This window comes from Streptomyces sp. NPDC031340 (assembly GCF_055569945.1).
Map to the genome: position 1 here is coordinate 1 of NZ_JBVIIE010000094.1, position 23330 is coordinate 23330.

Annotated in this window: 23 protein-coding genes; 13 read left to right on the top strand and 10 right to left on the bottom strand. The window is 73.3% G+C overall.

Annotation, left to right across the window (positions count from 1 at the left end; translation table 11 throughout):
* Nucleotides 1-193: 193 nt before the first annotated feature.
* From ACZ5GT_RS39295 to ACZ5GT_RS39320, 6 genes are all read left to right on the top strand, one after another.
* Nucleotides 194-637 (top strand): ATP-binding protein, encoded by a 444-nt coding sequence (locus ACZ5GT_RS39295; protein ID WP_469036326.1) that lies wholly within the window; start codon nt 194-196, stop codon nt 635-637.
* 170 nt (nt 638-807) lie between these two features.
* A complete protein-coding gene (locus ACZ5GT_RS39300; RefSeq protein WP_469036329.1) occupies nt 808-1665 on the top strand; it encodes a SigB/SigF/SigG family RNA polymerase sigma factor in 858 nt (285 codons plus the stop codon).
* Between the two features lie 89 nt (nt 1666-1754).
* The gene (locus ACZ5GT_RS39305) at nt 1755-1988 is read left to right on the top strand and encodes a DUF5133 domain-containing protein (protein WP_469036332.1); all 234 of its coding nucleotides are present in this window, start codon (nt 1755-1757) and stop codon (nt 1986-1988) included.
* A 136-nt stretch (nt 1989-2124) separates the two neighbouring features.
* Entirely contained in the window at nt 2125-2991 is an 867-nt protein-coding gene (locus ACZ5GT_RS39310; protein WP_469036334.1) for an ANTAR domain-containing protein, read from the top strand.
* Nucleotides 2992-3049: 58 nt separating this feature from the next.
* Nucleotides 3050-3895: a DUF1206 domain-containing protein gene (locus tag ACZ5GT_RS39315; RefSeq protein ID WP_469036335.1), complete on the top strand. Its 846-nt coding sequence runs from the start codon at nt 3050-3052 to the stop codon at nt 3893-3895.
* A 28-nt stretch (nt 3896-3923) separates the two neighbouring features.
* Nucleotides 3924-4355, top strand: coding sequence for a hypothetical protein (locus tag ACZ5GT_RS39320; protein WP_469036337.1), 432 nt, complete (start codon nt 3924-3926; stop codon nt 4353-4355).
* 80 nt (nt 4356-4435) lie between these two features.
* On the opposite strand, the gene ACZ5GT_RS39325 is transcribed toward ACZ5GT_RS39320, so the two are convergent.
* The 3 genes from ACZ5GT_RS39325 to ACZ5GT_RS39335 form a co-directional block, all read right to left on the bottom strand.
* Nucleotides 4436-6676 carry an FUSC family protein gene (locus tag ACZ5GT_RS39325; RefSeq protein ID WP_469036339.1) on the bottom strand — a complete coding sequence of 747 codons (2241 nt, stop codon included), beginning with the start codon at nt 6674-6676 and terminating at the stop codon, nt 4436-4438.
* Between the two features lie 68 nt (nt 6677-6744).
* Nucleotides 6745-8121: an NAD(P)/FAD-dependent oxidoreductase gene (locus tag ACZ5GT_RS39330; protein WP_469036342.1), complete on the bottom strand. Its 1377-nt coding sequence runs from the start codon at nt 8119-8121 to the stop codon at nt 6745-6747.
* A gap of 207 nt (nt 8122-8328) precedes the next feature.
* Nucleotides 8329-9501, bottom strand: coding sequence for a PP2C family protein-serine/threonine phosphatase (locus ACZ5GT_RS39335; RefSeq protein WP_469036367.1), 1173 nt, complete (start codon nt 9499-9501; stop codon nt 8329-8331).
* A 186-nt stretch (nt 9502-9687) separates the two neighbouring features.
* On the opposite strand from ACZ5GT_RS39335, the gene ACZ5GT_RS39340 reads away from it, so the two are divergent.
* Nucleotides 9688-10119 carry a MarR family transcriptional regulator gene (locus tag ACZ5GT_RS39340; RefSeq protein ID WP_469036343.1) on the top strand — a complete coding sequence of 144 codons (432 nt, stop codon included), beginning with the start codon at nt 9688-9690 and terminating at the stop codon, nt 10117-10119.
* Nucleotides 10120-10294: 175 nt separating this feature from the next.
* Here ACZ5GT_RS39340 and ACZ5GT_RS39345 read toward each other — a convergent pair whose 3' ends face one another.
* Nucleotides 10295-10687 (bottom strand): STAS domain-containing protein, encoded by a 393-nt coding sequence (locus tag ACZ5GT_RS39345; protein ID WP_469036344.1) that lies wholly within the window; start codon nt 10685-10687, stop codon nt 10295-10297.
* 337 nt (nt 10688-11024) lie between these two features.
* On the opposite strand from ACZ5GT_RS39345, the gene ACZ5GT_RS39350 reads away from it, so the two are divergent.
* The 5 genes from ACZ5GT_RS39350 (at nt 11025) to ACZ5GT_RS39370 (ending at nt 15159) form a co-directional block, all read left to right on the top strand.
* On the top strand, nt 11025-12695 hold the full coding sequence (locus ACZ5GT_RS39350) for a PP2C family protein-serine/threonine phosphatase (RefSeq protein WP_469036346.1): 1671 nt from the start codon (nt 11025-11027) through the stop codon (nt 12693-12695).
* Nucleotides 12692-13801 carry a cobalamin B12-binding domain-containing protein gene (locus ACZ5GT_RS39355; protein WP_469036348.1) on the top strand — a complete coding sequence of 370 codons (1110 nt, stop codon included), beginning with the start codon at nt 12692-12694 and terminating at the stop codon, nt 13799-13801. The genes ACZ5GT_RS39350 and ACZ5GT_RS39355 overlap by 4 nt, the downstream gene beginning before the upstream one ends.
* A complete protein-coding gene (locus tag ACZ5GT_RS39360; protein WP_469036350.1) occupies nt 13798-14190 on the top strand; it encodes an STAS domain-containing protein in 393 nt (130 codons plus the stop codon). Before ACZ5GT_RS39355 ends, ACZ5GT_RS39360 begins: the two co-directional genes overlap by 4 nt.
* 124 nt (nt 14191-14314) lie before the next feature.
* Nucleotides 14315-14695, top strand: a complete 381-nt coding sequence (locus ACZ5GT_RS39365; RefSeq protein WP_469036353.1) for a PRC-barrel domain containing protein — start codon at nt 14315-14317, stop codon at nt 14693-14695.
* Nucleotides 14692-15159, top strand: a complete 468-nt coding sequence (locus ACZ5GT_RS39370; RefSeq protein WP_469036355.1) for an ATP-binding protein — start codon at nt 14692-14694, stop codon at nt 15157-15159. Before ACZ5GT_RS39365 ends, ACZ5GT_RS39370 begins: the two co-directional genes overlap by 4 nt.
* Nucleotides 15160-15177: 18 nt before the next feature.
* On the opposite strand, the gene ACZ5GT_RS39375 is transcribed toward ACZ5GT_RS39370, so the two are convergent.
* Together ACZ5GT_RS39375 and ACZ5GT_RS39380 are read right to left on the bottom strand one after the other, a co-directional pair.
* Complete coding sequence (locus ACZ5GT_RS39375) at nt 15178-15612, bottom strand: ATP-binding protein (RefSeq protein WP_360748280.1); 435 nt, start codon at nt 15610-15612, stop codon at nt 15178-15180.
* Between the two features lie 158 nt (nt 15613-15770).
* Complete coding sequence (locus tag ACZ5GT_RS39380) at nt 15771-17675, bottom strand: AMP-dependent synthetase/ligase (RefSeq protein ID WP_469036357.1); 1905 nt, start codon at nt 17673-17675, stop codon at nt 15771-15773.
* A 149-nt stretch (nt 17676-17824) separates the two neighbouring features.
* On the opposite strand from ACZ5GT_RS39380, the gene ACZ5GT_RS39385 reads away from it, so the two are divergent.
* Entirely contained in the window at nt 17825-18058 is a 234-nt protein-coding gene (locus tag ACZ5GT_RS39385) for a DUF6480 family protein (RefSeq protein WP_469036360.1), read from the top strand.
* Here the strand turns inward: ACZ5GT_RS39385 and ACZ5GT_RS39390 are convergent.
* From ACZ5GT_RS39390 to ACZ5GT_RS39405, 4 genes are all read right to left on the bottom strand, one after another.
* Nucleotides 18034-19170, bottom strand: coding sequence for a glutamate--cysteine ligase 2 (locus ACZ5GT_RS39390; RefSeq protein WP_469036361.1), 1137 nt, complete (start codon nt 19168-19170; stop codon nt 18034-18036). The two genes, ACZ5GT_RS39385 and ACZ5GT_RS39390, sit on opposite strands and share 25 nt — an antisense overlap.
* Before the next feature lie 155 nt (nt 19171-19325).
* Entirely contained in the window at nt 19326-21533 is a 2208-nt protein-coding gene (gene glgB / locus ACZ5GT_RS39395; protein ID WP_469036363.1) for a 1,4-alpha-glucan branching enzyme, read from the bottom strand.
* A 4-nt stretch (nt 21534-21537) separates the two neighbouring features.
* Nucleotides 21538-22914 (bottom strand): maltokinase N-terminal cap-like domain-containing protein, encoded by a 1377-nt coding sequence (locus ACZ5GT_RS39400; RefSeq protein ID WP_469036364.1) that lies wholly within the window; start codon nt 22912-22914, stop codon nt 21538-21540.
* A gap of 28 nt (nt 22915-22942) precedes the next feature.
* Nucleotides 22943-23330, bottom strand: a 388-nt coding sequence (locus ACZ5GT_RS39405) for an alpha-glucosidase C-terminal domain-containing protein (RefSeq protein WP_469036366.1), incomplete at its 5' end; no start/stop codon positions are given.

A 23330-nucleotide genomic window follows, 5' to 3' on the forward strand; every position in this document is an offset into this window, starting at 1 on the left:
TGGTGGGAGTGATTTGTCTGAGCGCGGCATGTTGGGGTACCCTTTACTACACCTCTTTTTCTGTGTTTCGGTTTTTTCCCCCCCCCCCCCCCCCCCCCCCCCCCCCCCCCCCCCCCCCCCCCCCCCCCCGGACCCGGCCTCCCCTTTCCGACCGAGAAGAGTGCCAGCATCCTCACCCCCCAGGAGTCAGACGATGTGCGACGAGAGCAGGAGTGACACCGTCCCCGGCCTTTCGGGCGTCGGCCGCGGCGGGAAGCGGCGAGCCGGCCGACCGGACGAAGCGCGCCGGGCCGTGCGGCGGGCGGTCGCCGAACGGTGCCGCGCCCTCCACCGGCCGTGCGACGCGGACGCCCTGTCCGACGCCCTGCTGGTCGTCTCCGAGCTGACGACCAACGCCATCCTGCACGGCGGCGGCATCACGGACTTCCGGGTCGACGTGGTCGGCCCCGACGTACGTGTGTCGGTCAGCGACCGCAGCGACGCGCTGCCCGCCGTGGCGGAGCCCGTCGACCCCCAGGGACGCCAGCGGCTCGGCGGCCGCGGCTGGCCCATCGTCTGCCGACTGGCCCGCGATGTGCGCGTGTCCGGGCTGCCGTCGGGAGGCAAGTGCATCACCGCGCTGGTTCCGCTTTTGTGAACTTCGCGGCGTCGCGGAGTTTGTCACCGCGAACGCAGGGCAGACGGAGGTTCGTGCTTCGGACCGGAGGCGCGCCGGCGGGAGCCCGTGCGGCTGTCCGGTGCCTTGCGCGTCCGGGCGGCGGCGTGTTCCCGCGGTTCCCTGAAAAGACCGTTCAGGAGCGATTCCGCATGCTGACCGACACCAACCGTCCCGGCACGAACGTTCGTTCGAAAGCCTCCTCTGTGCGGCGTCACGACGACGCACCCGACACCGCCGAGCTGTTCGCCCACCTCGCGGCCCTGGACGACGGGCCCGAGCGCGAGGCGATCCGTGACCGGCTCGTCACGGCCTGGCTGCCCATGGCACACCGCATCGCGAGCCGGTTCCGCGACCGCGGCGAATCGGTCGAGGACCTGCGCCAGGTCGCCGCGCTCGGTCTGGTGAAGGCCATCGACCGCTTCGACCCCGGGCGCGGCGCGTTCGAGAGCTACGCCGTCCCCACCATCACCGGCGAGGTCAAGCGCCACTTCCGTGACCGGATGTGGGCCTTGCGCGTGCCCCGCCGGGTGCAGGAACTGCGCAACAAGGTGCGCGTGGCCCGCCGCGAGCTGACCCAGACGCCGGGCAGCCCCGAGCCCTCCACCGCCGACATCGCCGCGCACACCGGCCTCACCGAGGACGAGGTGGCCGCCGGTCTTGAGGCCCTGGAGAGCTTCAGCACCCTGTCGCTGGACGCCGAACTGTCGGCCGACGAGGACGGCTACAGCCTCGCCGACACCCTCGGCGGCCCCGACGCCTCCTACGACGTCGTGGTCGACCGCGAGTCCGCCAAGGAAGGCCTGCGCCGCCTGCCCGAGCGTGAGCGCACCATCCTCTACATGCGCTTCTTCGAGGACATGACACAAAGTCGCATCGCCGACCAGCTCGGCATCTCCCAGATGCACGTCTCCCGTCTCATCAGCCGCAGCTGCGCCCAGGTGCGCGAAGAGGTCCTGGGACAACGGCGGGCGCGCGGGCGGAGCGCCGGACCGCGGTCCGCGGCATGAACCGCACCCCGGCACCCCGGCGGACCGGCCACGACCCAGGAGACCGCCGCTTCCCCTCCCCGTCCACTGGTGAAAGAGGAAACCCGACGATGCTCGTTCCCCACCCCACCGTCCTGCGCAAGCTCGTCGACGAGTACGAGGCCCTGCTGGCCGAGGAGAGCCGGACCGGCGCCGGCCGGCCGGACCGGCGGGCCCAGGACCTCGCCTACACCCTCTGCGTCTCCACCGGCACCCGGGACGTGAGACACGCCCTGGAGGCCGCCCGGCGCCTGCTGGCGGCCGAGACCCGGCCCCGGCCGAGCGCGGTACCGTTGGCCGAATGATCGTTGTGCGTTTCCCCGGGGCGCGGGTGGACACCGGCCCCGTGCTCCTGAATGATCCGGACAGTGCTGTCGCGGTCGCCACGCGGTCTCGGTACGCGGGCAGGGACGGACGACTGACCGGAGACGAGGCGACCGCGTGACGGAGACGGGGCGTGAGGCGGCGCGCCACACCGCGGGGTACGAGGAACTGGAGCGGCTGCGGGCCGAACTGCGCGACGTGCGCGCCAGGCTCCGCGTCCGGCCGATGATCTCCCAGGCCCAGGGAATCCTGCAGGAGCGCTATGCCCTGCCCGACGGGGAGAGTGCGTTCGCCCTCATGCAGCGCGCCTCCCAGCGTTTCAACATCAGGCTGCGCACGCTGGCGGACACCCTGCTGGCGGTACCCCGCCCCGACCCCGGCGCGGACTTCTGGTTCCCGCGGCGCTCCCGCTCGCCGGAACCGGTGCTGCGCTTCCCGGAGGCGCGCCGCACCGGAGCCGAGAACCGCGGCGCCGTGCTGAGCGCCGTGCTCAGCCAGGCGCTCGCCGTGGCCGGCACCGACATGGGCAACGTGCAGCTGGCCGACCGGGCCAGGGGCGGCCTGCGCATCGAGAAGCACACCGGCCTCAGCGCGGACTTCGTCGACTTCTTCGGGCACGTCGGAGACGACGGCACGGCCTGCGCCGAGGCCGCCCGGAACGTCACCCAGGTCACCGTCCGGAACGTGGAGACGGACCCGGTGTTCACCGAGCCGGCCCGCGAGGCCATCCTCGTGGCCGGCAGCCGGGCCTGCCACAGCACGCCGCTGACCACCGAGTCCGGCCTCTGTCTGGGCATGGTCTCCGCCCACTTCGAGCGTCCCATCGAGGGACTGACCGAGACACAGCTCAAGGCCCTGGACATGATGGGCGCCGAGGCCGGCCGCTGGCTCGCCTGGCACGACCGCACCGTCGTCCTGGACGCCCTCGAACACCTGCACGCCCTCGGCCGCGCGCACCGGGGCAGGCGCATCCGGCGGTCCTGACCGCCCCGGACGGGCGTGCCCGGGCGCAGCCGGGGCATCCGCATCCCGGGAGGTCCACATGAACCCGACTGTCATGGCCCGCACAGGCCGGTACGAAGCCGAACGAGCGGCTCGCGGTTCGCTCACGGAGAGCGCCGCCCGTGCCGGACTCACCGCGCGGGGCGTCATCTATTTCCTGGTCGGACTGATCGCGCTGCAGATCGCCTTCGGCGAGGACGACCACCGGCAGGCCGACCGCGGCGGCGCGCTCGCCGAACTCGCGCGGCAGCCCTTCGGCGCCGTCCTGCTATGGGCGCTGGGCGTCGGACTGGCCGGCATGGCGCTGTGGCGGCTGTCGGAGGCGGCGTTCGGCTCGGTCGGGCCGGACGGACGCAAGGCCCGCAAGCGGCTGCTGGCCGCCGTCCGGTGCGTCTTCTACGCCTTCGTCGCCTGGTCCGTGCTGAACTTCGCGGCGAGCCCGCACGGCGACTCGGGCGGAGGATCCAGCGACCGGCAGTCCCGCGACGTCACCGCGAGGGTCCTCGACCTGCCGGCCGGACAGTGGATCGTCGGCGCCGTCGGAGCGGGCGTCGCCATAGGGGGCGTGTGGATCGGCGCCCAGGCCCTGCGCCGCAAGTACCGCAAGCAGCTCAAGCTCGCCGCGATGGCCCCCTGGGCCCGGCGCCTGACCGACGTGACCGGCGTCGCGGGCGGTGCGGCCCGCGGCCTGGTGTTCGCCACGGCCGGCGCCTTCGCGGTGCGCGCCGCGGTCGACTACCGGCCCGACAAGACCAAGGGGCTGGACGACACCCTGCGCTCCTTCGCCCACACCCCGCTCGGACCGTGGCTGCTCGCCTGCGTGGCGGGCGGTCTCGTCCTGTTCGGGGTGTTCTCCTTCGCCATGGCCCGCTGGCGCCGCGTCTGAGCGGCCGCGAGAAGGGAACCCGCATCAGATGAACGAATCCGAGCTGTCGCCCGAAGGCCGGCCCGTCGACGTCTACCTGGGTCTCCTGCGGACCCGGATGGACACCGAGGACTACCGGGCCGTGCTCAGCCTCGTGGAACCCGTTCTGCGTGCGATCGAGGAGGAACGCCTCCCCACGCTCGACTTCGCGCTCGACGCGGAGCGCACCGAGGGAGTGTCGCAGGAGGTCCGCGACGAGGCCGCCCTGGTCATCGCCACCGCCGTCACCGGCCGCCTCGACAACGAGGTCGTCGAGATCGACATGGCGGAGACCGGCCCGATCAGGGTGGTCACCGACGCGGACACCGCGTCCGATCCGGTCCGCCTCGGCGAGATCGCCGACTACATCCGGCAGCGGCACCAGGAGAACGAGGAACTGCGCGGCATCGCGGAGGCGAGCGGGCTGCCCACCGACTTCTGAGGCCGGTCACCGCCCGCTGCCGCCGGAGCCGGTCAGCGCCTGCGATCCGGTAGCCGGTCACCGCCTGCGATTCCGGGTGGTCAGCGCCTCGGCGCCGCCACCGGCACCTTCAACGGCCGGGCCAGGCCCACGACCGCCTCGTCGAGCCGCTGCAGATGCCGGAGCACCCGGTCGGTGACGCGGCCGTAGCGCGGGGTGCCGGGCACGTCCGGCTCCAGCAGGGCGGCGATGGTCGGCCCCGTCGTGACCCGGCCCTCAGCCCGCTCGTCCGTGACGTGCGCGGAGATCGTCGCGATGTTGGCCAGGATGCGCTGCCCCGCCCGGCGCAGCCGGGGATCCGCCGCGATCGAGGGATGGGTGGGCAGCAGCTCGGCCGTCGCGGCCAGCGAACGCGCGTGGTACGCGCAGGTCTCCAGGAGCGCGACCACATAGCGGGCGGTGTCGCGCCGGCCCCGCATCGGCGTCACGCGGTGGGTGAGCGGCTGCGTCGCCGCCCGCAGATCGGCCAGCGCCCGGTCCAGCTCGCGCGCCTGGTCGAGCAGGTCGGCCGGCGGCCCGCCGCTGAGCTGGTCCACCGCCGACCCGGTGACCTCCTCGAGCCGCTCCAGAACCGTGACCAGAACCTCGTTGGTACGGCGGTCGGTGTGCACCGGCAGCACGAAGGCCGCCGCGATGATCCCGCAGGCCGCGCCGAGCGCCGTCTCCTCCACCCGCAGCACCAGCACCGACAGGCTGTAGGTGTGCAGCAGCGTGTACAGCAGCCCGAGGGCCGCCGTGACGAAGAACGACATCAGCGTGTACGACAGCGGCGCCGTGTAGAACATCGCGAAGACGCACACCAGCACCAGCGCGAACGCCGTCCAGGTGTGGTGGCCCACCAGCCCCGCCAGCAGCAGACCGGCCACCACGCCGAGCACCGTGCCCACCAGCCGCCGGTAGCCCTTGACCAGGATCTCGCCCGTGGAGGCGGTGTTGATGAACACGATCCAGCAGGTCAGCACCGCCCAGTACCAGCGCTGGCTGGAGAGGAACTCCCCGCCGACGATCGCCAGCGACGACCCCACCGCGACCTGCACGGCGGCCCGGGTGGTCGGCCGGCGCAGCCCCTCCGGCTCCCGGCCGGACGGCTCCTCGGCCGCGTCGATCGCCGCGTTCTCCGCGTCCAGCTCCTCCCGGGAGCGGGCCGTCGAGGGGCTGTCGTCCGACTCGTCCTGCGGCCCGTCGAGCGCGACCCGCAGCCCCAGCACCGCGCGAGCCGCCTCGCCGACGCCGCGGAAGACGTCCTGGACGGCGGCCGGAGCATTGGGCAGGTGCTCCCCGTCCCGGTAGCCCAGCAGCCGGTTGCGCACGTGCGCCACCCCGGCGCCGCCGGCCGCGGCGGGCCGCAGCACCAGCAGCCGCAACGCCCCCAGGTCCCGGCGCAGCGCGGCGGTGGCCTCGTCCCGTACGGGCAGCGGGCCGCCCGGTGGCGCGGGCGCGCCGGGCAGGTGCAGGGTGAGCGTGTCCGCCCGCTCGGTGCTGCGCGCGGTCAGCAGCAGCAGGCCGAGACGCTCGGCGGCGATCTCGGCGTCCGCCACCCGGCGCTGCACCAGCCGCGCCACGGACTCGCCGGCGGTGCCCTCCTCGAGCCGGCCCTGGATCATCAGGGCCGTCTCGTGCAGGCGCGCGGTGCCCTCCCGGACGTCCGCCAGCGCCTTGTCGATCTCGTCGCTCCCGGCGTCCAGCAGGTCCAGCTGAGCCGACACCAACTGGGCCAGCCGGGCCCGGAAGGCGTCCCGCAGCCGGTCCAGGACGGCCGCCGGCGTCTCCGGCACGAGGACGAAACGCACCAGGGCGCTGCTCGCGACGGCGACCGCGACCACCCCGTACAGCTGGGGCAGGACGTGCGGGGTGGCGCCGACGAAGAGCGACAGGAAGTACATCTGGAAGCCGATCAGGCCCAGCGTGGTGCCCCGGTCGCCGTACCGGCGGCCGTAGACGGCGCAGAAGATGAGCACGACGAAGACGATGTCGCCGGCGACCACCCGGGCGTGCAGCAGCGCCGCCAGCGTCAGGGAGGCCAGCGCCACCGGCAGCCCGAGGGCGAGCGTGACCGCCTGCCGGGCGCGCTGCTTCTCCCGGATGGCGAAGGTGAAGACCATCGCCGTGATGGCGCCCGCCACCAGATGCGGCACGTCGGCCCGCAGCAGGGCGAGCACGGCCACGGTGAGCGCGATGGCGCCCACCGTGCGCAGGCCCGCGGTCAGGCGCAGCAGTCCCGGGTCCCAGGCCGCGACGAGATCCCGCAGCCGTGCCCGGACCGACCCTCCCGCTTCCCTCACGCCGCCGTACTCACTCCCGCTTCACGTCAAGATCCGGATCCCAGCATGGCATGCCGGGGCCGGAGCGCTCACGGCCCCCTGTGCTCGGCGGCCTCCACGTGCGCGCGCACCTGCTCCGGCGTCATGTAGGAGTCGGTGTACTCGAAGTCCTTCAGCTTGGCGGGCTTGCGGGCCTGGAAGCCGGTGCGCACGAAGTCGTCGCCGGCGACCGCGTTCAGGGTCCAGTTCGTCGCCACCCGCACCTTGGCGACGTTGGTGCGCATCGCCCACCAGTGGTAGCCGCGGGCGGCGAACTGGGCGGGCAGTCCGTGCAGCTCGACGCCGAGCGGCTTGGCGACGGCGTCGTGGCCGCCGAGGTCGACGACGAGACCGAGGTCCTGGTGGGCGTACGGCTTCATCGGCCGGCCCCGCAGCGTCGCGATGACATTGTCGGCGACCCGCTTGCCCTGGCGGGTGGCGTGCTGCGCGGTGGGCGGGCAGATGGCCTCCGGGTGGCCCTTGACCTCGTCGGGCACCGCGGCGGCGTCGCCCAGGGCGAAGACGCCGTCGTGGCCGGGCAGGCACATCCGCGAGGTGACCGCGAGCCGGCCGCGCACCGTCTCCGCGCCGAGCGTGGCGATGAGCGGGCTGGCCACCACGCCGGCGGTCCAGATCAGCGTGCGGGTGGGCACCACCCGGCCGTCGGTGAAGGTGACCTCCTCCGGGCCCGCCTTGGCGATGGAGACGCCCAGCGAGACCTCGACACCGCGCCGGCGCAGGATCTCCTGCGCGCTGCGGCCCAGCTTCTCGCCCAGCTCCGGCATCAGCTTCGGGGCGATGTCGATCAGATGCCACTTGATCAGCGCCGGGTCGATGCGGGGGTAGCGCTTGGCCGCGGCGTGGGTGAGGCGCTGCAGGCAGGCGGCGGTCTCGGTGCCGGCGTACCCGGCGCCGACGACCACGAACTGCAGCCGCGACGCGCGCTCGGCCGGGTCCCGGCTGGCGTCGGCCAGGTCGAGCTGGGAGATGACGTGGTCGCGGATGTAGGCCGCCTCCGCGAGGGTCTTCATGCCGAAGGCGTGCTCGGTGAGCCCGGGGATGTCGAAGGTGCGGGTGACGCTGCCGGGCGCCAGCACGATGTAGTCGTACGGCTCGTCGACGGTCTGGTCGGTGATGGTGCGGATGACGCAGACCTTGGCCTTGAGGTCCACGCCGATGGCCCCGCCCGGGATGATCCGGGTGCGGTACCTCCTGCTGCGGCGCAGCGACACGGCGATCGACTGGGGGGTCAGCACGCCGGAGGCGACCTGGGGCAGCAGCGGCAGATAGAGCTGGTAGGCGACCGGTGTCACCAGAGTGACGTCGGCCTCGCCGGGCGCGAGTTTCCGTTCCAGGCGGCGTACGCACTCCACACCGGCGAAACCTGCGCCGACCACCAGGATCCTGGGTCGTGTCACGGTGTTCATCCCTTTCTGCGGCTCCAGGCGGTCTCTTTCCAACGCCCTTCGCCTGCCCTGGATCTGTGCGAGCACCCCATCGATCCCATCGCGCATCGGGCAGTTCCGCCAGCCGGGCACGAGCGGGCAGACGAAGGCGTCGGCCTCCACGATGCCCGCCGACGCCGGGAAAAGCACCGGTCAGGAGCGGATGAACGGGACATTTCCGCTCGGCGGTCAGGCCGTCGGCCGCGCTCCGAACCAGTCCAGGCAGGCCACCAGCGCGTCGTCCTCCGGCTCGGGGGAGCCGCGGTGGCCGCTGAGCTCCCGGATGACCGCGGCCGGGACGTCGGCCGCCGGCAGCAGGCGGGTCGCCGTGACCGCCCGGCTCAGCGCGTGCTCGCCGTAGCGTTCGCCGCCCGGAGCGGCCACCGCGTGCACCCCGTCGCTGACGAAGACGAGCCGGTCGCCCGGCCGCAGCTGGAACTCCTGGGGCGCGTAGTCGGTCTCCTCGAACATGCCCAGCGGCAGCTGCGCCTCGAAGTCGACGGCGGCGACGGTCCGGTCGCGCAGCCGCAGCATCCGCGGCGACCCGGCGTCCACCACCTGCATCCGGCCGGTGGACAGTTCGAGGTCCAGCAGCAGCACGGACAGGTAGGCGTCGCCCCGGTACTGGGCGTAGATCGCCTGGTCGGCCAGGGCGGCCTGGTCGGCGATGGGGATGCCGGCGCGCCGCGCGTTGCGCAGCGCGTTGATGCCGAGGTTGGTCAGCAGCGAGGCCCCGATCCCCTGGCCCATGCCGTTGGTGATGTACAGCAGCAGGCGGTCGGCGGTGGCGGACCAGTCGAAGTTGTCGCCGAAGATCGCGTAGGCGGGCTCCAGCTGGGCGCCGAGGGCGTACTCCGGCTGCGAGCAGGACCGGGCGGGCAGCAGCTGCCACTGCATCTCCGCGGCGAGCGTGAGCCGGTCGGTCCGGCGGGCCCGCTGGTACATGTCGGTGTCGCGCTCGGCCACCACCACCTCATGGCCGAGGACCTGCGCCACCTCGGCCAGTTCCGCGACGTCGGCCCGTTCCCGGGCCGCGCGGCCCAGGGTGACCGACAGCACACCCAGGCGGTCGCCGCGCACACTGACCGGAAGGTGGAGGCGCACCCGGCCGTCGCCGCGCTCCTCGGCGAACGGCTCCTGCGACCCGAAGGCGCGCCCGGCGGGACTGCTGTGCACCGGCAGCGGCTCCGGCCGGCCCTCCCCCGGAGTCACCGGCTGGAGCACGGTCAGCCCGTAGTCGGCCATCAGGAACTCCACGGCGTCCGCGCCGTACTGACCGCGCAGCACCTCGTGGACGGCGTCCGGCAGCTGATGCGGAGCCGCGCGGCGCAGGGCCCGCTCGGCGGCCACGAATCTGTTCACGTCGTCGGTCACACCATTCCGTCCGGGGCGCCGCGCCGGAGGGGCCGCGGCGGCCGCTGCTGTCCGTTGTGGTCCACGCCCGCCCCGCCGGGCCGGGCGAGGCGGTGAGCTGACAGGGATCGCGAAGCCTGCGAGAGTGGCGGGGTGACGTCCTCGTACCAGCGCCCTCGGACCCAGGAGGCGGGTGTGACCTCGAAGGCCGCGGAGCTGCTCGAGGTCCTGTGGGGTCGTGCCTCGACGGCGCCGGTCTCCGCCTCGCAGCTGCGTGTCCTGTTCATCCTCGAACACAATGAAGGCATCAACCTGCGCACGCTCGCCGACGCGCTGGGCTCCACGCCCCCGTCGACCAGCCGGCTGTGCGACCGGCTGCAGGCCGTGGGCTTCATGGAGCGCAGGGCTTCCGTCACCAGCCGGCGGGAGCTGCGGCTGTACCTCAGCCGCCGGGGGCGGGCGTTCCTGACCGACCTGCGGGCCCGGCGTGAGGACGCCGTGCTCTCCGTGCTGGAGCAGATGTCGGCCGCCCAGCGTTCGGCGCTGGAGCAGGGGCTGGAGGCCTTCTGCGCGGCCGCGGCGGCCCAGATACACGGCGACGGCGAGCCGGCCGCCCGCACGGCCTGACGTCCGGCCGCGGCCGGACGCGCCCGGCCCGCCGCGCAAGCGCCGCCGGGCCCGCGGCGGCGGGCGCGGACGGTCGTCTCCTGCCGGCGCGTCCTCGTACCTCGCACGTCCCTCTCGCACGTCCCGCCCGGACTCCGGGCTCCGCGCGTCCCGCCCGGACCCTTCGCGATCCCTGTCAGAGGCCTTCCTCCCCGGGCGTCCCGTCGTGCCGGTCGATGCGGTCGAGCGCCTCCTCGACGCTCTCCGACACCGGCACCGTGATGCTCACTCCGGTCAGGTCCAGGATGCGCCGCACGGCGGGCGTCGGCGAGATGATGTGCACGCTTCCGGGCAGCTCACGGGCCTCCTGGTAGACGCGCAGGATGATGTTCATGCCCGACGAGTCCATGAACGGCACGTCGGAGAGATCGAGCAGGAAATGACGCCGGCCGTGGTGCAGCTGATTGGCCAGATGGTGCTGGAACTCCGTCGCGGTGTCGATGTCCAAGTAACCCTTGACCGCGAGCAGGGCGACGTCCGTCCGGGGCAGGCTGACATCGACGGACAAGGGATTCTGGGCGATGGACACGTGTACCTCCAACGAATATGACGGCCAGGGCTGGTTACCCACAGGGGCCGATGCGATGCACGCCGGCTCGGGCGGCGTTCCGCGACCGGGTCCGGGTGACCGCGTCATGCCCCTCACCTGCGACGCGCCATGCGCACCGCGCCTCCGCGTTTACCCCCGAACCGGCACCCCATGCACACCCCGCGCACGATCGCCCGCCCGCCGCCCGCGAGGGGTCCGGCATGCGGTAGCTCACCATCGGTCCCCTTGCCCTCGCGGTGCCTCGCGCGAGAGAGTTGCCAGGAGGAAACAGTTTCCCCTTCCGGAAGGCGGTGGGCGCGCGGAAGCGTGCCTTGCTTTGGACACACCCCGGTATGCCCCCACCGACCCGAGCGGCCCCGGCCTCGCTCCCGACGCCGCCTGGGGTGCCGCACCGTGCCCCGTGCTGGTCGCCGGCCCCCGGGGCGACGTGATCGGTCTGAACCCCGCGGCCGCCGCCCTGCTGCCGGGCGCGGCGCGCGGCGCACCCCTCAGAGACGTGGTCCCGGCGTGGATCGCCGACGCCCACGAACGGATCGCGCTGCCCCCCGCCGTCGGCGGAACGGCCCGGCCGCAGGCCGAGCACGGCAGCCTCGGCGACCGTACGTTCGAGGCCCACGGCAGCCGCGCCGCGGACGGCAACGTGACCTGGTGGCTGCTGGAGGACACCGACCGCCGGCAGGCCGAGGCCGCGCTCGACAGCGAGCGCAGACGCACCGCCTTCCTGGCCGGCGCCTCCAGCGCGCTGCTCGCCTCGCTGAACCTGGAACGCTGCATGGAGGTCACCGCCTCCCTGGCCGCCGAACACCTCGCGGAGGCGGCCGTCGTCGTCGCCCCGGCCCGGGGACGCAGGTTCCCCGTCACGCACTGCCGCTCCGGCGACCGCGCGGTCCACCGGCTGGTCGAGGCACGGCCCGCCGAGGTCCCGGGCCTCGGCGAGGCGCTGCGCGGCTTCCCGCCGGTGCCGTCCCGCTGGATCGACCCGGCCGCCATCCCCGACTGGCTCGTCCCGGAGGGCTTTCCCGGGGACGTCGGCTCGGCGGTCGTCACCCCGCTGCCCGGCCATGGCGTCCCGGCCGGCGCGCTGGTGCTGCTGCGCTCCCGCGCGGACCGGGCCTTCTCCGAGAGCGAGGAGGTCTTCGCCCGGCTCTTCGCGGCCCGCGCCGGAGCGGCGATGTCGGCCGCCCGCATGTACGCGGAGCAGGCCGCCATCACCTCCACCCTGATGCGGGAGCTGCTGCCGCCGCCGCTGCGCGAGGTGCACGGCGTGGAGTTCGCGGGCTCCTACCGGCCGTCCCTGGAGAGCGAACACGTCGGCGGCGACTTCTACGACGTCCATCCGGGAGCGGACGCCGAAGAAGAGACGCTGGTCGTCCTGGGCGACGTGTGCGGCAAGGGCCTGGAGGCGGCCGTGCTGACCGGCAAGATCCGCAACACGGTGCAGGCCCTGCTGCCGCTGGCCGGCGATCACCAGCGGCTGCTCGACCTGCTCAACGGCGCCCTGATCAACTCCCACCACACCCGGTTCGCCACCCTGCTGCTGGTCTCCGTCGCCCGCCGCGGCCGGAACGTGCACCTGCGCGTCACCAGCGCCGGGCACCCGCCCCCGCTGATCGTGCGGGACGACGGCGTCGTGGAGAAGGTCGACACCCGGGGAACGCTGGTGGGCGTCTTCCCGGACATCACCTCCGTCACCGCCCACGTGGAACTGTCCCCCGGCGAGACGTGCCTGCTGTTCACCGACGGCGTCACCGAGGCGCGCGGCGGCCCGCTGGGCGAGGAGATGTTCGGCACCGAGCGCATCGAGGAGGCCCTGGCCCACTGCGCCGGCATGCCCGCCGAGGCGGCGGTCTCGCACGTACGGATGCTCGCCGAGCAGTGGGTCGGGCACGGGCGGTACGACGACATGGCCCTGGTGGCCGTGACCGCGCCGCACCACGCCCACCTCAGCGCGGTACACGGCCGTACCCGGGGCAGGTACACCGCATGACCCTTCACCACGACGTCCCGCGCGGTCACCACCGGCTCGAGGACGTCCAGGAACGCCTCTGGGAGGCCGTCCGCGCCGGAGACGAGTACCGGGCCTCCGCCGCCGTCCTCGACGCCGTCGCTTCCGGGATGGACGCCGAGACCGCGCTGCTCGACGTGATCGCGGTCGTCCAGGCCCGGGTGGGCGCCGAATGGGCGGCGAACCGGCTCACCGTGGCCAGGGAACACGCCGCCACCGCCATCCACGAGCGCGTCATCGCCGCCCTCGCCCACCACCCCGACCACCGCGCCGCCGAACCCGGCGGTCCCCGCGTCACCGTCGCCTGCGTGGACGGGGAGTGGCACGCGCTGCCCGCCCGGCTGCTGGCGGAGGTGCTGCGCCTGCGCGGCTGGCGGGTCGACTTCCTCGGCGCGCACGTGCCCACCCCGCACCTGGTCGCCCATCTGCACCAGACGGGCCCCCGGGCCGTCGCGCTGTCGTCCACCTTCTTCAGCAACCTGCCCACCGCCCACGCCGCCGTCACGGCCTGCCAGGCGGCCGGGGTCCCGGTGATCGCGGGCGGCACCGCCTTCGGACCCGAAGGGCGCTACGCCCGTGCCCTGGGCGCCGACGCCTGGGCGCCCGACGCCCGCGCGGGCGCCGCGGTCCTGGAGCGGGGCCTGACCCGGATCCGCGACGCCACCGTCGACCAGCCGGTGGACTGCCTGCCCCACCTGGCCGACCAGGAGTACACCATGGTGGTCGACGGCCGGCAGCGGCTCGTGAAGGAGACTCTCGCGCGGCTCGAGGACCGCTTCCCGCCGCTGCGCGGCTACACCGAGCGGCAGCGGCAGCGCACCGCCGAGGACATCGCCCACATCCTCGACCACCTGGCCGTGGCGCTCTACGTCGACGACCCGGACGCGTTCGGCCGCTTCCTGACCTGGACGGCCGACATCCTCACCGCCCGCGACGTACCGGCCCGCTCGCTCGACCCCGCCCTCGAACTGCTGAGCCGACAACTGCGGGACTTCCCGCGCGCCCGCCGCACGCTAGGGTCGGGGCGGGAAGCCCTCGCCGACCACCTCCGAGCATCGAACACCCCGGGACCAGGACAACCCGTATGACCATCTCGCAGCAGCCGTCCTTCGAGCTCACCGTCGAGCACGGGCCCGATGCGGCCGTCGTGCGCGTCGACGGCGAACTCGACTACGACACCCATGCCGAACTGGTGGACGCCGTCACCGTGCTGCTCACCCCGCCGGAGGCGTCGCCGCCCCGGCCGGCCCTGCTGCGCCTGGACTTCACGGGTCTGCGCCACATCGACTCCTCCGGGCTCGCCGCCCTGCTGCTGATCCGGCGCCGCACGGACGAGAAGGGGGTCCGCCTGCTGCTGGAGAAGCGCCCCGTCCTGCTGGACCGGGTCCTCGACATGACCGGGACCTTCGACCACCTCGTGGCCCCCGCGCAGGACGCGCAGGACATCGGCGGACAGGGCCGCCCCGGAACCGGCTGAGGGCCGCACGGCGCCGAATGCGAGGCGACAAGCCGGGTAACCGCTGCTGTGGAGCCTCCACGGACGCCACCGGTTCGTTCCCGGCGTCCGGGGCTCGCCATCCGACGGGGAAGGAAGGAGCGGCGTGACCAACCGCAGCATCTGGTCGTACGTGCCGGGGGGCGCGCCCGCGCCGGGGCAGGACCTCACCGGCTACACCGTCGACGCCGAGGACGGCACGATCGGACACGTGGACCGGGAGGCCGAGCACGCGGGCATGCGGCACCTGGTCGTCGACACGGGCGTCTGGGTCTTCGGACGGAGCGCGGTCGTCCCGGCCGGCGCCGTCACCGGCATCGACACCGAGCACCGAAAGGTCACCGTGGCCTGCAGCCGGGCGGAGGTGAAGGCCGCGCCCCGGTTCCGCACCGACAGCGAGACCATGGACCCGGCCTACCTGACGACGGTGGGCCGCTATTACGAGAGTCTGCCGCCGCGGACGCCCGGGGCAGTGACGGAGCCGTGAGGCAGGCCGACCGGCCGGCCCGGCCCGACGACCGCACCCCCGACGGAACACCGGCAGGCCGCCAGGTGACGAGCGCGGCGGCGGCGCGGGCGTACGCGCGGTCGGTGGTGCGGGAGCAGTGGGAGTCGGCGGCGCGCACGGCACGCGAGGAGGACGTCATCGACCTCCTCCTCGTGGTGTCGGAGCTCGTCACCAACGCCATCCGGCACGGTGACGGGCTGGCCGGTTTCCGCGTCGTGGCCGTCCCCGAGGGGGTACGGCTCACCGTGCACGACAACAGCGACGTGGTGCCCGGCGTCGCCTACGGCTCCGGCGCCCTGCCGGCCGGCCACCACGGCAGCGGGTACGGCTGGCCGCTGATCATCCGCCTCGCCCGGGACATCGTCATCGAGACGCGCGACGGGGGCGGCAAGACCATCAGCGTGCTGGTGCCGCTGCGTGCCGTGCCCGGGCCGTCGCGGTGAACCCGCGCTGCCGCCCGATCACCAGGGCAGGAAGAGGTGGATGTCCTTCCCGCCACCGTTCGTGATCACGCTGACCTGGTCGCACAGGGCGTGGATGAGGTGCCAGCCGATCCCGCCGCCGCCCCCGCTCGGGTCGAAGGGACGTGGTGCCGGGGGCGTGGTGTTGGTGTCGCGCACCACCACGTGCACGCCGTCGAACGTCCTGCGCAGGTGCAGTTCGAACGGCCCGGGTGCGTACTGCACGGCGTTCGCCGCGAGTTCCGAGACGACCAGCAGTATGTCGTCCCAGTGCTCGGGCGCGGCCGGTGGCGTCACCCGCGCGAGATCGTCGAGAAACCGTTCCGCCTCCAGGCGGGCGTCCGTCACGTTTCGCGGCTCACCCGGAAAACGGACGGTGCAATGCGGAATGTCCTCGGAAGTCAGGGTTCCGTCCCTACGCGGCTCGGCTGTCATGGTCCCTTCCGCCCGGTGTCGACGGCGGTGTCGTGATGGCTCACATGTCCCTACCGTGTCCTAAGTTCCCGGGCGGCCGGGGCCTACTCATACCGGCACGCGGGACCGTCCTCACGGTCGAGGGACCGGCGGGCCGCCGGCCGGAGAGGACCGCGCCGTCAGCGGAAGACGTTGTCCGATTCGTCCCACCTCGACAGCTCGTCCGGCCCGTTGTGCCTCGGGGACCGCGAACGCGCCTGGTACATCGCGTCGATCTCCAGCGCGTAGTGCCGCACGATGGCGTCCCTGCGCAGCTTCATGGACGGCGTCAGCAACCCGTTGGACTGGTCGAACGGTTCGGCCAGCACCCGGAAGACCCTGATCGACTCCGAGCGCGACACCGTGCTGTTGGCGGCGGCGACGGCTCGGGCGATCTCCTCGCGCAGCGTGTTCTCCTCGCGGGCCTCGCGGCTCGGCGTGTCGCGCTGCAGGGCCAGGGAGCCGCGCCAGAACGCCAGGAAGTCCGGGTCCAGCGTGATCAGGGCCCCCACACAGGGCCGGTTGTCGCCCACCACGACCGCCTGATGGATCAGCGGGTGCATCCGCAGCCGCTGCTCCAGGGCGGCCGGCGCGACGCTCTTGCCGCTGCTGGTGATGACGATGTCCTTCTTCCGGCCGGTGATCGTCAGATAGCCCTCGGAGTCCAGCCGCCCCAGGTCGCCGGTGGCCAGCCAGCCGCCGCGCAGCGCCGCCCGGGTCGCGGCCTCGTCGTTGACGTAGCCCTGGAACACCGACGGCCCGCGCACCAGGATCTCCCCGTCGTCGGCGACGATGACGTCGGTGCCGGGCAGGGCCTGTCCGACCGTCCCGGTCTTCTCCCGGCCCACCGGCTGCGCGGTGATGCCGCCGCTGGTCTCCGTCAGCCCGTAGCCGTCGTTGACGTAGATGCCGATTCCCTCGTAGAAGAAGGACAGTTCACGGCTCAGGGGTGAGCCGCCGGACGTCGCCCGGCACACCCGGCCGCCGAGCGCGGCCCGCAGCTTGCGGTACACCGTCCGCTCGTACAGGGCGTGCTGCAGCCGCAGGTCGAACCCGGGCCCGGGCCCCTCGCCGAGCCGCTGCCGCTCCTGGGCCGCGGCGAAGTCCCGCGCGGTCTCCGCGGCCCGTTCGAACAGCGTGCCGCGGCCCGCCTCCTGGGACGCGCGCAGGAAGTTCTTGTAGATCTTCTCGAAGATCGACGGCACCGCGCACAGGTACGTCGGCCGGAACGAGCGCAGGCTCGCCGCCAGCGCCGCCTCCCTCATGTCGGGCTCGTGGCCCATCAGCATGCCCCCGCGCACGCACAGGCTCTGCACCAGCAGCCCGTAGACATGGGAGAAGGGCAGGAAGGCGAGCACGGTCGGCTGCTCGCCCGGCGGGGCGACGGTGTGCCGCCAGCCCTTCAGCAGCGTGTCGCAGGGGGCCGCCAGGCTGCGGTGGGAGAGCGCGCACCCCATGGGGTGGCCGGTGGTGCCGGAGGTGTAGGAGATGACGGCGGTGGAGTCCGGCAGCACGATACGGCGCAGCGAGTCGACCGTGGTCGTCGGGATGAACGCGCCGCGCGTCACCAGGTCCTCCAGCGCGCCCGCGTCCAGCTGCCACACGTGCCGCAGTTGCGGCAGCGTGCCGCACACCGAGCCGACCGTCATCACGGCCTGCTCGTCCTCCACGACGACCGCGACGCAGCCGGAGTCGCGCAGGATCCACGCCACCTGCTCGCGCGAGGAGGTCGGGTAGATCGGCACGATCTCGGCGCCCACGGACCACAGGGCGTAGCTGAGCACCGTCCACTCGTAACGGGTGCGGGCCATGATCGCCACGCGGTGGCCGGGCGAGATGCCGGAGGCGATCAGGCCCTTGGCGAGCTCCACCACCTCGTCGCGCACCTGCACGGCGGTCACCTCTTCCCAGGCGGGCGAGGCGGGGGTGGGGCGGCGGGCGAGCAGCGGCAGTGCGGGGTCGTGGGCCGCCGTGTCGAAGACGCTGTCGGCGAGCCCGCCGGTCAGGGGCGAGACGGTGGGGGGAGCGAGGGCGAAGTCGCGCATGCGCTGCTCCTGACGTGTACGAACTGTGACACCGCCGACGAGAACTGTCATCGGCGGTGCTCGAATGTAGCCGAGGCGGCAGCGATCGGTGTCCGGAACACACAACTCGGGGGTTGATGATCCCGGTCCGTTGTGGGGACCCGGGGCGCATGAGTCATATCAACCCTGATCCCGAGCCCGAGCGCACCACCGGTCTGGAGCCGGGCGGCGGCGTCCCGCCGGGGGAGACCCCGCCCGCGGAGTCCAGCCTGCCCGGGGCCGGACCCCGCGAGACGCACAACCCGACGAAGGGCTGGGCCAAGGGGCCCCTGGTGCTGATCCTCGGCGTGGTCGTCCTGTGCGCGGCGTTCTTCCTGGCCTACGCCCTCGTACTGCTGCTGTGACCGGTGCGGCGGGGGCCGCCCGGCTCACCCTGGGTGAGGCGCACGCACTCGGCGACGACGTCCCGCAGACTTCCCGTCCGCTCCAGCGACTGCCGCTGGACGCGGGCGCCGTTGCCGTGCTCCAGCAGGCCGGAGACGGTGGCGTGGGCGCGGTCCAGGTCACCGGTGTCCCGGAGAGCCTCGCCGACATGGTCGAGCAGTGCGTGCACCACCGCGTCGGCCGGCATCCGCCGCATGGTCACCGGGTGCAGCAGTTCGTCCTCCAGGCCGGAGCGGGCCGCCCGCCAGGCGGCCAGCCGCAGCAGGCTCACGCTGTGCTCCAGCGCCGGCCGGCCCTCCCGCCACTCCCGCGCGGCCGTCTCGACCAGGCCGCGGGTCAGGGTGGCGACCAGCAGGGCGGTGCCGGCGTGCAGGCATACGTCCGCGACCCGGATCTCGACCGTCGGGTACCGCGAGGACAGGCGCGCGTCGAAGTAGATCATCCCGTCGTCGAGGATGACGCCCGTGGCGACCATGTCGGCGACCGTGCGGTGGTAGCGCTCGGCGGAACCGAACACCTCGGTGGGGCCCGCGGACGGCCACCGCTGCCACACCCGGCTGCGGTAGCTGCTGTAACTGGTGTCCTTGCCCTGCCAGAACGGGGAGTTGGCGCTCAGCGCCGCCAGCACCGACAGCCACGGCCGGATCCGGTCGACGACCGCGACGGCCTCGTCGTCCGACTCCACCGACACGTGCACATGGCAGCCCAGCACGAGCTGCTCCTGGGTGGCGATGCCGTACTGCTCGGCCATCCATCGGTAGCGCCGGCCCACCCCGACCTTCGGGCTCACCGGCAGCGGGGAGGTGGCGAGGGCCGCGACGGCGCAGCCGGTCTCCATGGCGTGCCGGGCGGCCTCACCGCGGCAGCGCACGATCTCCGCCCCGAGGTCCGCCATCCGTGCCTGCGGACGCGTGGCGAACTCGAGCATCTGGTTGTGCAGTTCCTTCTCGAAGACCTCCCCCTCGGCGTCGTCCCGCGCGGCGCGGGCGAGCACCGCCGCGGACAGCGCCCTTGGTTCACCCGTCTCCGGGTCGACGAGGAGGAGTTCCTCCTCCACTCCGACGGTGCGCACGTGATCTCGCCCTTCTCTGGCCCTGGATGACGTACGACTCCGAATGCCCTCGAAGAGCGGTCGGACACCTGGCCGGGGGCTCACACCGGGGCCGACGCCGGGCCACACGGCGGGGTCCGACGCCGGGGTCCTACACCGGGGTCCGACGCCGGGCCTCACGCCGGGAGGGGTGACAGCCAGATCGTGGCGAGGGGCGGCAGGGCGAGCCGGATGCGGCCCGCCTCGGGCTTGGCGGGATCGGGGTTGGTGACGTCGCTGCCGCCGTACCCGGCGGCGTCGGTGTTGAGGATCTCGTACCAGGCGGGTACGTCGTCGCCGACGCCGAGGCGGTAGTCGTGCCGGACGACGGGGGAGAAGTTGGAGACCGCGAGCAGCGGGCCGCCCTCGGCGTCGAACCTCAGGAACGCGAAGACGTTGTCCTCCGCGGCGTCGCACGCCACCCACCGGAAACCCGCCGGATCGCTGTCCCGCTGCCACAGCGCGGGCGTGTGCCGGTAGACGGTGTTGAGGTCGCGGACCAGGTCGCGCACGCCCCGGTGGTCGGCCTCGGCGCCGTAGCCCGGGTCGAGCAGCCACCAGTCCGGGCCGTGCGTCTCGGACCACTCGCCGCCCTGCGCGAACTCCTGCCCCATGAACAGCAGCTGCTTGCCCGGGTGGGCCCACATGAAGCCGAGGTAGGCGCGGTGGTTCGCGCGCCGCTGCCACCAGTCGCCGGGCATCTTCGACACCAGGGCCTGCTTGCCGTGGACCACCTCGTCGTGGGAGATGGGCAGCACGTAGTTCTCGCTGTAGGCGTACACCATCGAGAACGTCATCTCGTTGTGGTGGTACTTGCGGTGCACCGGCTCGTGCTGGATGTAGCCGAGCGAGTCGTGCATCCAGCCCATGTTCCACTTCAGCCCGAAGCCCAGCCCGCCACTGTCGGTGGGGCGGGTCACCCCGTCCCACGCGGTGGACTCTTCGGCGATGGTCACCACGCCGGGCGCCCGCCGGTACACGGTGGCGTTCATCTCCTGCAGGAACGCCACCGCGTCCAGGTCCTCCCGGCCGCCGTGCACGTTCGGGGCCCACTGGCCGGAGTCGCGCGAGTAGTCGAGGTAGAGCATGGAGGCGACCGCGTCCACCCGCAGGCCGTCGATGTGGAACTCCTCGCACCAGTACACGGCGTTGGCGACCAGGAAGTTGCGCACCTCGGTGCGCCCGAAGTCGAACTCGTACGTCCCCCAGTCCGGGTGCTCGGCGCGCCGGTCGTCGCCGGGCTCGTACAGCGGGTCGCCGTCGAAGCGGGCCAGCGCCCAGTCGTCCTTGGGGAAGTGGGCCGGCACCCAGTCCATGATCACGCCGATGCCCGCCCGGTGCAGCGCGTCGACCAGGTACCGGAAGTCGTCCGGGGTGCCCAGCCGCGCGGTCGGCGCGTAGTAGGAGGTGACCTGGTACCCCCAGGACGGCCCGAAGGGGTGCTCGGCCACCGGCATCAGCTCGACGTGGGTGAAGCCGAGGTCCTTGACGTAGCCCGGCAGTTGCTCGGCAAGCTGACGGTACGTCAGCCCAAGCCGCCAGGACGGCAGGTGGACCTCGTAGACGGAGAACGGCGCCTCGTGCACCGGCGTTTCGCCGCGCCGGGCCATCCACTCCGCGTCGCCCCACTCGTGGTGCGCGGCCGTCACCACCGACGCCGTCGCGGGCGGCTCCTCGGTCCGGCGCGCCATCGGGTCGGCCTTGAGGAACCGGCCGCCGTAGCGGGAGGTGATCTCGAACTTGTAGCGCGCGCCCTCCCCGATGCCCGGCAGGAACAGCTCCCACACCCCGGACGCGCCCAGCGACCGCATCGGCAGCGCCGTCCCGTCCCAGAACGTGAAGTCTCCGGCGACGCGCACGCCCTGGGCGTTCGGCGCCCACACGGTGAACCGGGTGCCGCTCACCCCCTGGTGGGTCATCGGCTCCGCGCCCAGCGCCTTCCACAGCTGCTCGTGCCGGCCCTCGCGGATGAGGTGCAGGTCGAACTCGCCGAGGGCGGGCAGGAAACGGTACGGGTCCTCCGTCTCGTGCTCCCCCTCCGCGTAGGTCACCACGAGCGTGTACGCGGGGACCGCGTCGAGCGGCAGCACACCGGAGAACAGGCCGTCGCCCTCCGACGCCAGCCGGTGGCGCCGCCCGTCGACGACGACGCTCACGGCCCGGGCGTAGGGGCGCAGGGCCCGGAAGGCGATCCCGCCCGGGACGGGACGGGCGCCGAGCAGCGCGTGCGGGTCGTGGTGCCGGCCGGAGAGCAGACGCTCGCGGTCGGCCGGGTCCAGCGGCGGGGCCGCCCGGCGGGGGACGGGTCCGGCCGCCTCCGGCGGCGAGGTGTCGCGCAGGGCCATGGTGTCAGCCTCCTCTCACGGCGAGACGCTCGATCGCCGCCATCGGTACGGGTAGCCAGTCGGGTCGGTGCCGGGCCTCGTACAGGACCTCGTAGACGGCACGGTCCGTCTCGTAGGCCCGCAGCAGGCCGTGCTTCTTGCGCGGGTCCCACCCGGAACGGGAGGCGTAGCCCGCGCAGTAGGCCTCGCGGCAGCGGCGCGCCCACTCGGGGCGCCAGGGGCGGCGCTGGCGGGCCGCGTAGTCGAAGGAGCGCAGCATCCCGGCGATGTCGCGCACCGGGGACCGGGTGCCGCGCCGTTCGTCGAGCGGACGGGACGGCTCGCCCTCGAAGTCGATGACGAACCAGTCCCGGCCGGCCCGCAGCACCTGCCCCAGGTGCAGGTCGCCGTGGATGCGCTGGGCGGGCGGCCCGGGATCGCAGGCGACCAGCGCGCCGAAGGCGGTCCGCAGGCCGGGCACGTAGGGGCGCAGCGCCGGCACGCAGTGCGCGGCGGCGTCCAGCCGCTCGGCCATCGCCGCTGCCGTGCGCGCGTTCTCCTCGTGCGGCCCCGAGGGGAACGCGGAGGCGAGCGCGAGGTGCACCTCGGCGGTGGCCTGCCCCAGCTGGTGGGCCTCGGCCGTGAAGTCGCCGCCGGACGCGAGCGCTTCGAGGGCCAGCGTCCAGCCGTCCGACGCGTCCCGCAGGAACGGCTGGAGCACGCCCAGCGTCGCCTCCTGCGGGTGCGTCGTGCGCAGCCACGCCACCGGCGCAGGAACCCGCCCGCACCCCTGTGCGGCCAGCGCGCCCGGCACCTCCAGGTCGGGGTTGACGCCGGGCTGGATGCGCCGGAAGACCTTGAGGATGAACTCGTCGCCGTACACCAGCGAGGAGTTGGACTGCTCGGCGTCCAGGACCCGCGGGACCAGCCCGGCGGGCACCTCGGCGGACGGGTCGGCCTCGAAGCGGAGCGGTCCCGCGGTGCCGGGGTGGCGCAGCCGCTCCAGGAGCAGTTGCGCCGACCGGGGGTCCTGGAGGGCGTCGTACACCGCCAGCCCGGCCAGCGGGCCCTGCTCGGCCCTCCCGATCAGGGCGCGGCCGAGGCGCGGGGCGAGGTGCTGCCGTACGCCGAGCAGCAGCTGGTAGCAGTCGCCGGCCGGCACGCCCGCGAGGCCGGACATACCGGTGTGGCCGGTGTGGCCGGTGTGGCCGGTGTGCACCAGCAGGTGCAGGCAGCCCGTGAACAGTTCGGTCATGGACAGCAGGCCGAGGTCCGTGACGGGCCGGTCCTTGCCCGCGAACCAGCGCTGCCGCGGCAGCCACTCGCGCAGCAGCCCGGCCAGTGAGGCCATGGGCCCGGCGGCGCCGACGGTTCTCGGGCGCAGGGAAACGGTCTTCGTCATGACGACCCGTCCTTTCCTCGGCACATGGTCAAGGCCGTCGGCCGATGCGGGAGGCCACCCGGGTGAGCCGGAACCAGTAGAAGCCGTACCCGGCGAGGGTCAGCAGGTACGGCAGCTCACCGATGGCCGGGAAGCGCACCCCGCCGATCAGTTCGACGGGGTGGCGTCCGTCGTAGACGCGCAGGTCGAGTTCGGTGGGCTGCGCGAACCGGGAGAAGTTGTTCACGCACAGCACGAGGTCGTCCTTGTACTCGCGCAGGAAGGCCAGGACCGCCGGGTTGGAGGACGGCAGCTCCCGGTAGGAGCCTAGGCCGAAGGCATGGTTCTGCTTGCGGATCTCGATCATGCGGCGGGTCCAGTGCAGCAGCGAGGACGGCGACGCCATCGACGCCTCCACGTTGGTGACCTGGTACCCG

Bases quoted from the DNA above. Each gene is read 5' to 3' on its own strand.
- ACZ5GT_RS39295 (WP_469036326.1), top strand. From the start codon at position 194: ATGTGCGACGAGAGCAGGAGTGACACCGTCCCCGGCCTTTCGGGCGTC.
- ACZ5GT_RS39300 (WP_469036329.1), top strand. From the start codon at position 808: ATGCTGACCGACACCAACCGTCCCGGCACGAACGTTCGTTCGAAAGCC.
- ACZ5GT_RS39305 (WP_469036332.1), top strand. From the start codon at position 1,755: ATGCTCGTTCCCCACCCCACCGTCCTGCGCAAGCTCGTCGACGAGTAC.
- ACZ5GT_RS39315 (WP_469036335.1), top strand. From the start codon at position 3,050: ATGAACCCGACTGTCATGGCCCGCACAGGCCGGTACGAAGCCGAACGA.
- ACZ5GT_RS39320 (WP_469036337.1), top strand. From the start codon at position 3,924: ATGAACGAATCCGAGCTGTCGCCCGAAGGCCGGCCCGTCGACGTCTAC.
- ACZ5GT_RS39330 (WP_469036342.1), bottom strand. From the start codon at position 8,121: ATGAACACCGTGACACGACCCAGGATCCTGGTGGTCGGCGCAGGTTTC.
- ACZ5GT_RS39355 (WP_469036348.1), top strand. From the start codon at position 12,692: ATGACCCTTCACCACGACGTCCCGCGCGGTCACCACCGGCTCGAGGAC.
- ACZ5GT_RS39360 (WP_469036350.1), top strand. From the start codon at position 13,798: ATGACCATCTCGCAGCAGCCGTCCTTCGAGCTCACCGTCGAGCACGGG.
- ACZ5GT_RS39375 (WP_360748280.1), bottom strand. From the start codon at position 15,612: ATGACAGCCGAGCCGCGTAGGGACGGAACCCTGACTTCCGAGGACATT.
- ACZ5GT_RS39380 (WP_469036357.1), bottom strand. From the start codon at position 17,675: ATGCGCGACTTCGCCCTCGCTCCCCCCACCGTCTCGCCCCTGACCGGC.
- ACZ5GT_RS39385 (WP_469036360.1), top strand. From the start codon at position 17,825: ATGAGTCATATCAACCCTGATCCCGAGCCCGAGCGCACCACCGGTCTG.
- glgB (WP_469036363.1), bottom strand. From the start codon at position 21,533: ATGGCCCTGCGCGACACCTCGCCGCCGGAGGCGGCCGGACCCGTCCCC.
- ACZ5GT_RS39400 (WP_469036364.1), bottom strand. From the start codon at position 22,914: ATGACGAAGACCGTTTCCCTGCGCCCGAGAACCGTCGGCGCCGCCGGG.